General features: G+C 29.5%; 12 protein-coding genes. 3 read left to right on the top strand and 9 right to left on the bottom strand.

Going from position 1 to position 13,818, the window contains the following annotated elements; all coding sequences use genetic code 11:
* Positions 1-44: 44 nt before the first annotated feature.
* The 3 genes from H6553_05050 to H6553_05040 are packed head-to-tail and all read right to left on the bottom strand — an operon-like array spanning position 45 to position 3,005.
* Positions 45-1,535, bottom strand: a complete 1,491-nt coding sequence (locus H6553_05050) for an NAD(P)H-hydrate dehydratase (GenBank protein ID MCB9033183.1) — start codon at positions 1,533-1,535, stop codon at positions 45-47.
* Complete coding sequence (locus tag H6553_05045) at positions 1,528-2,232, bottom strand: C40 family peptidase (GenBank protein MCB9033182.1); 705 nt, start codon at positions 2,230-2,232, stop codon at positions 1,528-1,530. Before H6553_05045 ends, H6553_05050 begins: the two co-directional genes overlap by 8 nt.
* Positions 2,229-3,005, bottom strand: a complete 777-nt coding sequence (locus H6553_05040; protein ID MCB9033181.1) for a 1-acyl-sn-glycerol-3-phosphate acyltransferase — start codon at positions 3,003-3,005, stop codon at positions 2,229-2,231. The genes H6553_05045 and H6553_05040 overlap by 4 nt, the downstream gene beginning before the upstream one ends.
* A 228-nt stretch (positions 3,006-3,233) precedes the next feature.
* Here H6553_05040 and thrA point away from each other — a divergent pair, with 228 nt between their 5' ends.
* The 3 genes from thrA to H6553_05025 are packed head-to-tail and all read left to right on the top strand — an operon-like array spanning position 3,234 to position 9,413.
* A complete protein-coding gene (thrA, locus tag H6553_05035; GenBank protein MCB9033180.1) occupies positions 3,234-5,696 on the top strand; it encodes a bifunctional aspartate kinase/homoserine dehydrogenase I in 2,463 nt (820 codons plus the stop codon).
* Positions 5,696-6,643, top strand: a complete 948-nt coding sequence (locus tag H6553_05030) for a homoserine kinase (protein MCB9033179.1) — start codon at positions 5,696-5,698, stop codon at positions 6,641-6,643. The genes thrA and H6553_05030 overlap by 1 nt, the downstream gene beginning before the upstream one ends.
* A 46-nt stretch (positions 6,644-6,689) precedes the next feature.
* Positions 6,690-9,413: a DEAD/DEAH box helicase family protein gene (locus H6553_05025; GenBank protein MCB9033178.1), complete on the top strand. Its 2,724-nt coding sequence runs from the start codon at positions 6,690-6,692 to the stop codon at positions 9,411-9,413.
* Positions 9,414-9,616: 203 nt separating this feature from the next.
* Here the strand turns inward: H6553_05025 and H6553_05020 are convergent, their stop codons facing one another.
* From H6553_05020 to H6553_04995, 6 genes are all read right to left on the bottom strand, one after another.
* On the bottom strand, positions 9,617-9,880 hold the full coding sequence (locus tag H6553_05020) for a DUF3781 domain-containing protein (GenBank protein MCB9033177.1): 264 nt from the start codon (positions 9,878-9,880) through the stop codon (positions 9,617-9,619).
* 17 nt (positions 9,881-9,897) lie between these two features.
* Complete coding sequence (locus tag H6553_05015; GenBank protein MCB9033176.1) at positions 9,898-10,308, bottom strand: GNAT family N-acetyltransferase; 411 nt, start codon at positions 10,306-10,308, stop codon at positions 9,898-9,900.
* An 88-nt stretch (positions 10,309-10,396) separates the two neighbouring features.
* Positions 10,397-10,561, bottom strand: coding sequence for a hypothetical protein (locus tag H6553_05010; GenBank protein ID MCB9033175.1), 165 nt, complete (start codon positions 10,559-10,561; stop codon positions 10,397-10,399).
* 335 nt (positions 10,562-10,896) lie between these two features.
* Positions 10,897-12,279 (bottom strand): phosphoglucosamine mutase, encoded by a 1,383-nt coding sequence (glmM, locus tag H6553_05005; protein ID MCB9033174.1) that lies wholly within the window; start codon positions 12,277-12,279, stop codon positions 10,897-10,899.
* Between the two features lie 130 nt (positions 12,280-12,409).
* Positions 12,410-12,967: a hypothetical protein gene (locus tag H6553_05000; protein ID MCB9033173.1), complete on the bottom strand. Its 558-nt coding sequence runs from the start codon at positions 12,965-12,967 to the stop codon at positions 12,410-12,412.
* A 294-nt stretch (positions 12,968-13,261) separates the two neighbouring features.
* Positions 13,262-13,780 carry a MarR family transcriptional regulator gene (locus H6553_04995; GenBank protein MCB9033172.1) on the bottom strand — a complete coding sequence of 173 codons (519 nt, stop codon included), beginning with the start codon at positions 13,778-13,780 and terminating at the stop codon, positions 13,262-13,264.
* Positions 13,781-13,818: the final 38 nt, after the last annotated feature.

The raw sequence follows: 13,818 nt of genomic DNA, 5'->3' as shown, positions 1-13,818 counted from the left end.
TTCTTTGTTGTACTATAAAATTTCATAATATAACAATATATAAATTAAATATTACTATTTATACACTTAAATACTTCGTAAATATTTTCAATAATATCTGAAGCAAGCATACTCTCCTCTCCTAATTTTTCTTTAGCAAAGTCTCCTGCTTTAGCATGTATATATACACCAAAAATTGCAGCAGTTAATGGCGAATATTCTTGTGCTAACAGACTTGTAATAATACCTGTAAGCACATCGCCACTACCTGCAGTTGCCATTCCTGCATTGCCAAATGTATTGAAACAAACCATTCCATTCTTATCGATAATTGCTGTTATAGCATCTTTTAATATTAAATTGAGTTGATATTGTTTGGCAAATTGCTTTGCTTTTTCTAAGCGTTCAAAATCGTTTTGCCAAGCACCAACCAATCGTTCAAATTCTTTAGGATGTGGTGTAAGTATAGAACTTACTGGAATTTTTTCTAGTAAACTCTGGTGTTCTGCTATAATATTCAACGCATCTGCATCTAACACAATTGCTTGTTTGCAATGTTCTAAAAATTTACTTAGTGCAATATATGTTTTTTGATGTGTGCCAATTCCACAACCAATTGCATAAGCATTATATTGGTTTTCGTAAGGAATAAACTCGATATATTTTGATTCGTTATGTGTTAAACACATCGCTTCTGGAATACTTTTATGTATAATACTTATACTTTTTTGTGGTAGATTAACAGTAAGCAAACCAGCACCTGTTTTTAAACACGCTTTGGCTGAAAGTATAGCAGCACCAATTTTTCCGAAACTGCCACAAGATATTAATGCATGACCGTATGTGCCTTTGTGCGAAAACCGATTTCTTTTTTTATAGTGCGAAAAGATGAAGTCATCATCAATTTCAAAATAGGTTGACTTAAGTTCTTGTATATATTTCTTATCTAACTGAATATCTAATATTGTTAAATCGCCAACATGATTTGCAGTATGTGGCAAATAAAAAGCCAACTTAGGTGATTGAAACGAATAGGTTTTATTAGCTTTAATCATTGTTCCATTCGTAGCAACATCAACCATCATCCCACTTGGAACATCTACTGAAATTGTTGTAGCATTGGTTTGATTAATGGTATTGATAGTCTCTAAATAAATTCCTTCTACAGCTTTATTTAATCCAATACCAAACAAGGCATCAAAAACAATATCCTTTTTATCTATATTTATTATAGTACTTTTGTTTATAGTTATTACATTTTCAATCAGATTGAAATTGATGTTACAATCATTAGACTTATCACCTTCAAATCCGTAGCAAATAATAGTATAATTTTTTTCTTTTAAAATTCTTGCGATAGCAAAACCATCGCCACCATTATTGCCATTGCCACAAAAAATGTGAATGATATTTTTAAAATCTGGAAAATCTTTTTCAAACTGTGTAACAAATGCGTTAGCAGCTCTTTCCATTAAATCAATCGAAGCAATTGGTTCGTGTTGAATAGTATATTCATCTGCTTTTTTAATCTGTTCTGAACTTAATATTTTAATCATTGATAATTCTTTTTATACTGTGAAATTGATGTGTATAGCATTGTCGTTCTTCATTATAAATACCTTTTTCATCTAACAAATCGATGCGAACTTTTTTAGAAGCATGTATAATTTTTAGTTGATTATCTTCCTTAATTACAATACCTACATGTGTAATTCTTCCATCTTTATTATGAAAAAAAGCTAGGTCGTTTGTTTGTGCTTCATTAAAATCAACATTTATTCCTTGAGTTATTTGTTGATAAGCATCTCGTAGTAAAGAAATGCCATGAACACGAAAAACGATTTGTGTAAAACCAGAGCAATCAATTCCCATAAACGATCTTCCGCCCCAAAGATATGGTGTGTTTAAAAAGTGTTTTGCTGTTTCAAGTAATGTAAAATTATTTTGCGTACTATCTTCATCTATTAACGCACCACAAGTCAAAATTAAACTATCATTATTATAAGAGTAAGTATCATATAAATTATTAATTGTATAGTTTTTCGATGCTGTTAGTTCTTCTAACATAGTTAATTGAAACGCATCTACCCAAGCAATATAATTATCATGTGTCAATTGAATTTTAGACCAATTTTCTACTGTTTCTAATACAATAGCTGTTTCACCAAACAACATCTGATTGGTCATTTCTGCTTTATCGCTCGGTTTTTCACGCATAGGAATAGCACTTAATCTACAAACAGCATATTTCATATAGTAGATATAGATTTAAGTTCGTTGTGTTTAAAATCGTCATCGTGTTTTACTAAATAATTCCACATAATTGCGTGTGTATATAATTTTAGTTTATCTAAATCATCAATCGTCATTCCTTTAGTTTCAATAGGTTGCAAATGATTAATTTCTATAACACCAGGTTCTGCTAACCATGTGTCTACTTTATTTAGTTTTCTTATATTGGTTAAAACTACAGGTAAAATTGGCGTTTGCGTATCAATAGCAATTTCAAAAGCACCATTATAAAAATCTTTTAACGGAAATGTAGTTCTATTGCGAGTACCTTCTGGAAAAATTAAAGGAGAAACGCCTTGTGCTAATTCGCTATAAATCAATTCTTTGCTTTGTTTTCTTCCTTCAGCACTACTTCTATCTACAGGCGTACATGCCATCATAAACAATTGACCTAATAATGGTATTCTTAATAATTCTTTCTTTATTAATGGTTTAGCAGGAATTCTCAAACCATAAGCTGCGGCAAACATATCGGCTGCATTATTGTGATTGAGAACTACAACATAACTTTGATTGGTATTGTATAGGTTTAGTCCAGTTACTTTATAGGTAAAAAATGAAAATATCGACCAAACAAACAAAAATGTTCTATTAATACGATAAACAGCATCTATTTTTTTATGCTTAGGTAAAAAATAAATAAATACATAAGCAATCATCATTGGAATAACCAATAAAAAAAAAGTAATAATTACCCATGTACTATATATTAATTTTAAAAATTTTAGTAGCATTTATCTAAAAAGTTTATTGTAGCAAATTAAAGAAATTTTTTGAGTAAACAGATTGTACTAAGATAATATCGTAATAGAACAAAAAAATATTTTGTTGCTAGTGAAAAAAATCTAATAACATTTAATTGTAAATTAATTTAATTATTTGCGTTATAGTATAATAATCCTATTGGTTTCTTTATTTTTGATGTTTGTTTAAAAAAGTAAGCACTACTGTAAAGCAATTGTATGAAGGTATTAAAGTTTGGTGGCACATCTGTTGGTTCAATAGAAAACATAAGGAGAATTATTGATATTGTTTCTAACGAAAAAAAAGCTGGAAATAATGTATTATTGGTTTGTTCTGCATTTAGCAAAATTACTGACCAATTAATTAATGCAGGAAAACTCGCTGAAAAAAGAGATGATACTTACTTAGAAATTCTAAGAAATATTAAAGACCGACACTTAGATGCTATTCATAGTTTAGTTACTAAAAAAACGATTAAACCAGATTTATTAGACGAATTAGAAGAAGGTTTACAAAGAGTTGAAAATATTTTAGGTGGCATTCATCTTTTAGGCGAACTTTCTGATAAAACACTTGCAAGATTAGTAAGTTTTGGCGAAAGATTGTCTTGTTTTATTATTGCTGGTGCTTTAAAAGAAGCTAGATTAAAAGGCATTTATGTAAATGCTACGCAATTAGTTATGACAGATAGTGAATATTTGTCTGCTAAAGTAGATTTCGATAGAACCAATAAAAATATCATTGACTTTTTTGAAGGATTGGATGGCATTGCTGTAGTAACTGGTTTTATTGGTAGCGATGCCAATGGCAATATTACTACACTTGGAAGAGGTGGTTCTGATTATACGGCTGCTATTTTTGGTGCAGCACTAAAGGTAAATGCTATTGAAATCTGGACAGATGTAAATGGAGTATTAACTGCCGATCCAAGAAGAGTAGAACAAGCTATGACTATTCCTTCTTTGAGTTATAAAGAAGCCATGGAATTATCGCATTTTGGTGCAAAAGTGATTTATCCACCAACTATTCAACCAGCTTATGTAAAAGGCATTCCAATTGAAATTAAAAATACTTTCAATCCAACACATCCAGGAACTTTTATTTCTAAAAAATCTGGCAAATCTACCAATGCTATAAAGGGTATTTCATCTATTTCTGATATTGCCATGTTGAGAATGGAAGGTACAGGTATGGTTGGCGTTGTTGGTATTGCTTCTCGCCTATTTGCTGCTTTATCTAGAGAAAATGTCAATATTATTTTCTTAACGCAAGGTTCTTCTGAGCATTCTATTTGTTTTGGCGTAGTTCCTAAAGATGTAAAAGCATCTCAAAAAGCAGTTCAAGAAGAGTTTAGATACGAAATTCAAAACAGACATATATTGCCTTTAGTTATAGAAACAGAACAGTCTATCATTGCTGTTATTGGCGAAAATATGTCGAATGTACCAGGAATTTCTGGAAAGATGTTCCAAGCATTAGGAAAAAATGGTATTAATGTAAAAGCAATTGCTCAAGGTTCATCAGAATTAAATATTACTGCTGTAATAGATAAATTCAACGAAGCTAAAGCATTGAATGCACTACACGAAATCTTTTTCCAACAAGATAAAAACTCTGTGAATTTATTTGTTGTTGGACCAACTGGTTTAATTGGCAATACACTATTGAACCAAATCAACAAACAAAAAGAGTCATTATATAAAGAAAATGATATTGAAATTAATGTTATTGGAATATCAAATTCTAAAAAAATGTATATCAATAGCAATGGTATTGATTTAAACAATTTTTCTACCACATTAGAAAATGAAGGCGAAGTTGCCAATCTCAATAAGTTTTGTAAACGCATTTTAGACTTAAACTTCGCTAACTCTATTTTAGTTGATTGTTCTGCAAGCAAAGCAGTTGTTGAATACTACGAACGATTATTAAAAAAGAGTGTATCTGTTGTTACGCCAAATAAAATTGCAAATACTTTAAGTTACGATAAATATGTAAATCTGCATGCCATTGCAAAACAATCGAATGCTAGATTTATGTATGAAACCAATGTTGGTGCTGGTTTACCAATCATCAATACATTACATGCATTACTACAATCTGGCGATAAAATTTTAAAAATAGAAGCAGTCTTATCTGGTACTTTATCTTATATATTTAATTCTTTTAAAGGTGATATTTCTTTTTCTGAAATCGTTACTCAAGCTAAAGAAAATGGTTATACAGAACCAGATCCAAGAGATGATTTAAGTGGATTAGATGTTGCAAGAAAAGCATTGATTTTATCGAGAGAATGTGGCGTTAAAATGGAACTAGAAGATATTAAAGTAGAGAACTTAGTACCAGAAAACCTTAGAAAAGTAGATGTAAAAGCATTTATGTCAAAATTGTCAAGTGTTGATAAAGACTACGAAAAGATGAAAGAGAATGCAGCTAAACAAAATAAAGTATTGCGTTATATGGCTGTTATAGAAAACGGAAAAGTAAACATTGCTTTAAAACCAGTCGATGCCAATCATCCGTTTTATAATTTAAGTGGTAGCGATAATATGATTGTATTTACTACCGAAAGATATAAGAGCAATCCTTTGGTAATTAAAGGACCAGGTGCTGGTGCAGAAGTTACTGCTGCTGGTGTGTTTGCCGAAATTATTGCATTAGGAAATTATTTTGCTGGCTGATGAAGATTGGAGATAGAATAAAAGTATTTGCACCTGCAACTGTCGCTAATGTTGCTTGTGGTTTTGATGTATTGGGTTTCGCTATCGACAAACCAGGTGATGAGCTCATCATGGAAATTATACCAGAACAAAAAGTAGTTATAGAAGATATTGTTGGCGATGATGGTGTTTTACCAAGAGATGCTACCAAAAATTCGGCTACTGTTGCTATACAAGATTATTTGAATTTTATTCATGCTGATTTTGGCTGTAAAATTTGGCTCAAAAAAATGATGCCAAGTGGAAGTGGTTTAGGCAGTAGTGCTGCTAGTGCTGTTGCTGGAGTTTATGCCATCAATATGTTGTGTAATGAAAAGCTAAGCAAACAAGAAATGTTGCCTTTTTTACTCAATGCAGAAAAAGCAGCTTGCGATGCAGCCATTGCAGATAATGTAGCAGCAAGTTTATTTGGTGGATTTATCTTAGTAAGAAGCTACGAACCATTAGATATTATACAAATTCCAGTCCCAGAGGAATTGTACTGTGCCGTTATCAATCCAAAGGTAATTGTATTGACTAAAGAAGCTAGAGAAATATTACCTAAAGAAATTTCTTTAGCACATTCCTTACGACAAAGTGCTAATGTTGGTGGTTTAATGATTGGTTTACTACGAGGCGATTACGATTTAATTGGCAGAAGTTTAGTTGATTATATTGCAGAACCATATAGAAGTAAACTTATACCAGGATTCTACGAGATGAAAAATGCAGCTATCAATGCTGGAGCATTAGGTGGAAGTATTAGTGGTAGTGGACCAAGTGTATTTGCACTATGCAAAGGTATAGAAACAGCTAACAAAGTAGGCAATGCTATGAAAGCAGAAATGGATAAGCTCAATATTAAGTCAGAGGTATTTGTAAGCAAAGTCAACACACAAGGACCAAAAGTATTGCCTTTTGTAGATTAACACTATATTTACTCCTTATATTTTATTTTAAACACTACAAACTACATTGTTAGAATTTCCTAAAAATATAAAATTTAAATATAATTGGAGAAATTACCAACAACGAGTCCTTGACGAACTAGATGAACATTTAACAGATAAACACTTACATGTTATTGCACCACCAGGTTCTGGAAAAACTGTTTTAGGACTAGAAGTTGCCTTAAGATTAAACCGACCAACTTTAATTCTAGCACCAACTATTTCTATAAAAAACCAATGGATTCAAAGATTTTGTGAATTATTTCTACAAACAATTGTAACACCAGATTGGATATCTAGAGATATTCGTAATCCAAAATTTTTAACAGTAGCCACTTATCAAGGACTACATGCTGCTTGTAATAATTTAAATATTAATGAAGATGAGGAAGATGATATTGACGAAGACGAAGAAATAAAAAATAAAAAATCTACTCATAAAAATTTAGACAATATTGTAAATCTACTAAAACAACAAAATATTGGTACAATAGTAGTTGATGAAGCTCATCATTTAAAGAATGAATGGTGGAATACATTATCAAAAGTAAAATATAAACTAGAACCAATAATTGTTGGTTTAACTGCTACACCACCATATGATGTTTCTGCTATTGAATGGCAACGCTATATTGATTTAAATGGAGCGGTAGATACTGAAATTTCTGTACCAGAATTAGTTGAATCTGGTGACTTATGTCCTCATCAAGATTATATTTATTTTACGATGCCTTCTGTAAAAGAAAGTCATGGAATATTAGAATATAGACATAATATTGAAAAGTTATTTCATGATTTAAAGCATGATAGTACAATAGTAAGTGCTATTGAGCGTCATGTAATTTGGCAACAACCCATTGAAAATTTAGATTGGATTTATAGTAATATCTCCTATTACTCTGCTTGTTTAATATACTTACATGAAAACAATATCAAAATTCCTGAAATACATCTTGAAGTTGTTGGAGATGAAAATTTTGAAATACCAAAGTTAGATTTTGAGTGGCTACAAATTGTTTTAGATTTTTATTTATTTAAAGAAAAAGCAACTTTTATAGACTTTGAAGCACATCAAGAGAGCATTGAAAAAAAATTAAAACGATATGGTGCATTAGAAAAAAAACAAATTAATTTTCTACATAATAGACGAATTTCTAGTTATTTAAAATCAAGTATTAGCAAATTAGAAGGTATAAAAAATATTGTTGATTTTGAATATCAGCAATTAGGTAATGAGTTACGGCTGGTTGTACTTTCTGATTTTATAAGAAAAGAATATCTAATTAATTCTTCTGAAAATAATTTAGAAATAAATAAAATAGGTGTTATACCAATATTTGAATCATTAAGAAGAGAAAATTATAATCATAAAAAAATTGGAGTATTAACTGGTTCAATCATCATTATTCCTAAGAGTGCATTTAGTGCTTTTAAAACAAAAACAATTCAATACGGTATTGAAAATATTAATTCATATCCAATTGCTTATGACAATAACTACATCGTTATAAATCAAACAGAGCAAATTAAACACAATATTGTTCATATAATAACGCAAATATTTCAAGAAGGTGAAATTGAAGTATTAATTGGCACAAAAGCTTTGCTTGGAGAAGGTTGGGACGCACCAGCTATTAATGCTTTAATTTTAGCAAGTTTTGTTGGTTCGTTTGTACTGTCCAATCAAATGCGAGGAAGAGCAATTCGGACTCAAAAAAACAATGATAATAAGACTGGAAACATTTGGCATTTGGTTTGTGTTGATAGCACAGCTAAAAATGGTGGCGATGATATTGATTTACTAAAAAGAAGATTTAAAACTTTTGTAGGTGTTTCTCTCGACGATGATTTTAGTATTGAAAATGGTATTGGAAGACTAAATTTACCAAAAGACATTCATCAAAAAGAAGATATAGAAAATATAAATAAAAGAATGTTTACTTTATCTTGCAATAGAGATGAGTTAAAACATAGATGGAAGGAATCATTAAAAACTGGTATTAATTTAGTTGAAGAAATAAAAATACCTTATATAAAAGATAGCAACTTTAAAACTTCTAAAAAATTATATTTCAACAAAACCATAGCCAATCTAGTTGCTACTTTAAGTTCTGCACTACTAGGGTTCGGACTAGAAAGTTTATCTGCATTTAGACATGTAATTAGAAATATAAATACACTCAAAGATTTATATGTTTATCTATCAATTATAGGTACAATTGGTATCATATTATTTGGTAGACTTACCTTTAAGACTTTTAGAATATATGTTCAGTACAGAGATATTGCTAAAGACTTGGAACAAATTAGTATTGCACTACTTAATTCATTAATTGAAGCAGAGATTATAAAATCTGACAGAAGTACTATACAAGTCATCACTTCATTAGATGATGATGGAACAGTTTATTGCCATTTAGAAGGTGGTACTACCTTTGAAAAATCGAGTTTTATTTTATTACTACAAGAAATCATCAATAAAATAGATAATCCTAGATATATTATTATTAGAAAGAGCAAATTTATGTTATTACTAAAACAAAGAGACTATCATGCAGTTCCAGAAATATTAGCCAAAAACAAAAAATTAGCCGAATATTTTAAAGAACAATGGGAAACTCATGTTGGTAGATGCGAATTAGTTTTTACTAGAACTTTAGAAGGAAGAAAATTTTTATTACAATCAAGACTAAAATCCTTATCTAATCAATTAGATGAAAACATAGAACAAGTTAATAAATGGAAATAGTATAAGTTTAAATTATATTTAATATACTCAGAGTTTTCTTCGAATAACTCTGAGTGGAATGTAGTAGAGAACAGCTTAACTTTTGTCTTGATACAAAAGTTACAAAAAATCAAGAAAAAATGATCGCTCCACGCTAATATCCACGCTTAGCCGCCGCATTTTTTCTTCCTACGCTTCTTTCGCCAGTTAAAATTTATATTTAATTAGTTTTGAGTAATTGTGTCAACAGTAATAATACTAAATGTATTTGAGTTTACTGTTATTTTGATATTTTTTTCAATGTTTGAGATATAATAATTCTTTCCAATTTTCTGAAAATACTTTTCTGGCGTGTCTTGTATTGTTTGAAAAATCAACGCTTCAATCTGAATTCTTGTATAGCTACTTTTTAGCTTTTTGTTTATTCTGTTGTAAACAAGTTCAGTGTAGCCAATATTATTTAAAATCTCAGGTTTGTTAATATTCATTTTCAGTTTGTAGTTTCTTAATTTATTTTATTATAATTTCTTATAATCATAGCATTGCTTTGTTGAAATCCTTTTGTTTTATAATATTCAATCAAACTCGAATCACAGCTTAAATCTATCATATAAAACTCAGCAAGTTGTTCTAATAATATTTCTAGTAGTTTTGTGCCAATTCCTTTTTTCTGATATTCTGGCAATACTTCTAATAGTGGAATATATGCTGATAAATAATTATCTGTTGTAGCATAAATAAAACCAACTATTTTATTTTTAGTTGTATCTATAGCTATTACTTTATATTTTGATGCTACTAAAATTTGCTGTAGCGTTTCCATTTTTGGTTTATTTGACCAACCAACAAAAAAATCTGTAAGTATATATTGATTAATATCTTCAAATGATGTTAAATATGTTATCTTGTTATTCATTGAGTGTTTGATAATATTTTTTTATATTGCCTTCTACTTTCAATTATAATTAAGACTGAGTTCAGAATAAGCAAACAATATCCATATTCTATTTCTTAATATATAGTTTGTGTTCTACTTTGGCATTTTTAAGCATAATACCAATTTTCATTAGTTGTGTAGTCATTAAAAACCTTTCTGTATCTGTTTTTTGTAAATTGGCTTTTAGTTTTTCTAAGTGTTGAGCTTCTATTTTGATTTTATCAACTTCCATTTTAATTATTATTCTAAAGTAAAAATAAAAAATAAATGGTATAGTATTATGTTAGATGGAAAGAAACATTAAAATTTATTAAAATATATGGAAATGGTAAGATTATTTTTTGTGAGAATTGTTTTGTGTTGACAGGAAGCAGAGTGTAGAATGCATAAAAATGGTGAAGTTTATTAAATGTCAGAAGGAAACTTCTGACAACACGAAAGTTTAAATGTATTTAACATACTCAGAGTTTTCTTCGAATAACTCTGAGTGGAATGTATATTTTTTTTAATTTTATTCGAATAGCTCTGATTGGAATGTAAGTACTAATAAAGAATTTGCAGTGTTAACTACAATTCTTTTACTATTTCCATGATGTCGCTTTTCATTTTTTGTGCTATGGCATTGGCTGTTTGTTCGGTGTTGCTTTCTGCATAGATTCTTATAATTGGTTCTGTATTTGATTTTCTTAAATGTACCCAATCTTCGTCAAAGTCAATCCTTAAACCATCTTCGGTATTTATTTTAGCTTGACTGTATTTTTCTTTTATCTTTTCTATAATCGCATCTACATCCATGCCTTCTTCTAAGCTAATTTTATTTTTAGAAATTGTATAATTTGGATAAGTTGCTCTTAAATTATAAGTACTTTTATTTGATTTAGCTAAATGTGTTAAAAATATAGCTATTCCTACTAAAGCATCTCTTCCGTAATGTAAATCTGGTAAAATTACACCACCATTACCTTCGCCACCAATAACTGCTTCTACTGCTTTCATTTTTTCTACTACATTTACTTCGCCAACAGCAGCAGTAAAGTATTCGCCACCATGTTTTTCTGTAACATCTTTCAATGCTTTGGTAGAAGACAAATTAGAAACGGTATTGCCTTTTTTAACCGATAAGATATAGTCTGCACAAGCAACTAATGTATATTCTTCGCCAAAAGGATTGCCTCTTTCATCAACAAAAACTAGTCTGTCTACATCTGGATCTACAGCAATGCCTATGTCTGCTTTTTGTAGTGTAACTTCTGTACACAAATTTCCTAAATGTTCTGGCAATGGTTCTGGATTGTGTGGAAACTTACCGTTTGGTTCGCAATACAACTCTGTAATGGTATCAACGCCTAATGCATTTAATAGTTTTGGTACTGCAATTCCGCCTACACTATTCACAGCATCAACTACTACTTTAAATTTCTTTGCTTTAATTGCTTCGATATCTACAAATGGTAAGTTGATGATTTTATCTATATGAAAATCTAAATAGTCTTTTTGTTCTAATTTTCCTAGTTTATCTACTTCTGGAAATGTAAACTTAGCTTTCTCTGATTTTTTGACTACTTCTTCTCCGACTTTAGCAGAAATAAACTCGCCATATTTATTGAGTAATTTAAGTGCATTCCATTGTTTTGGATTATGACTAGCCGTAATGATAATTCCACCATCTGCATTTTCTTCCATTACAGCCATTTCTACCGTTGGCGTAGTTGCCAATCCAACATCTACAACATCTAAACCCAAACCTAGTAAATTACCTACAACAATATGGTATACCATTTCTCCAGAAATTCTGGCATCTCTACCTATTACTACTTTTTTGCCATTTTTTTTAAGTATGATTTCACCAAAAGCCAAAGAAAATTTAGCAATATCAATAGGTGTAAATGCTTCATTAGGTTTTCCTCCAATGGTTCCTCTAATGCCTGATATGGATTTGATTAATGTCAAATTCTTCTGTTTTAGATTTCAAAAATAGGAATAATCTAATCAATACTTCAATAAAAAAATAATGCTCTATTGATATAACAATTAGTTAAGAATTTAATGCTTTAAATTTATTAGTAGCTTTTTAATTTAATTATTGAGCTATTGACTTAGCTGTTTTGCTTTCATTTAATGAAAATGCTAGTTTCCACAACATAAAAAAGCTAATTGCAAATGCAATATCACTGATGAATGTATATTTATAAAACGGAATTCCCATTATAAAACAGTCGATTAGTCCTTGACTATTCTTTGCATACATTCCAGACATTAGCCATACGCCAAAGTTACTTACTATAAAAAAGATAAGTGAACTTGAAACTGCTGTTACACTTATATTTAATATATTTTTTTGTCGATTTTTTAGTACACTTCCTAGTAATACAATAATAAAGAATGCTAGATAAACAAAAATCATTGAGTTGTAAAATACTGGATAACCATTTAAGAACGCTAGACTAACATCTGCTATGAACATGGTTAAAAAGGTTAGCAATATGGCTTTTTTTGAAGATTGTAAATAAGCTCCAAATAGTAAAGCAATTGCACCAATTGGAGCAAAATTTGGAATTACTTGTAATAGTCTGCTACTGATAGCAATGGCTACAAGTAAAAGAATCATTGCTATTTTAATTGTTTTATCTGAGTTCATAACAATAGTTTGAGTGTAAATTTATAGTATTCTTATTAAAATTCCAATTTATACCAATATGATTTATAAAATAAACTATTCCAAACTTGCCCATCTACTAATATGCTAGATTTTGGAAGCTGTATTTTTAAATTTATGAAATAAATTGAGAATAAATTCGTTTATAATTTTGGTCTGTATGTAATATCATATTGATTTTAAATGGCAGTGCTGTAAAATAAAGAACCAGCCGATACTTTTGTAGCGACTGGTTCAACTCTCCATTCAATAATAGTTAGTAGTAGTAGTATATTTTTACATCATTGTTTCTAAACATTTTACATTTGTTAGTGATACATTTTTTTGTATTACCTCTAATGCTTTAATCATAATTTCTCTGTCGTTTTCACTAATATAAGCTTCAAAGAAATTATTAGTTGCTTGGTGCATGATTGGCATATATTCTAATACAAGCAACTCTCCTTTTTCTGTAATATTAATATTTATTTTTCGTCTGTTGGTTGGATCTACTTCTCTAGTAATCAAATCCTTTTTTTCTAATCTATCTAATAATCTAGTTAAATCAGAACTCGCAAACATTAATCGCTTAGAAATATCTCCTGGTGTTACTTGTTCATTGTTATTTGCAGCTCCAAATAATATTTTTAAAATATTAAACTGAATATGTGTTAAATCGAAATTTTTTAAAATGCAATTGGCTAATTTATCTACCATACTAGCAGTAGTAATTAGGTTAGCATACATTAATAAGTTTCTATTATACTTAGAAGAGTATTGCTTTGGTAGGGTTAATATTTGTTTAGTTGTTCCCAACAATATTTGTTTACAACAAAGGTATATAAAGATTTTTT

This window comes from Chitinophagales bacterium (genome assembly GCA_020636535.1).
In the GTDB taxonomy this organism is placed as follows: domain Bacteria; phylum Bacteroidota; class Bacteroidia; order Chitinophagales; family JADIYW01; genus JADJSS01.
This window is presented reverse-complemented; position numbering and strand designations above follow the sequence as displayed.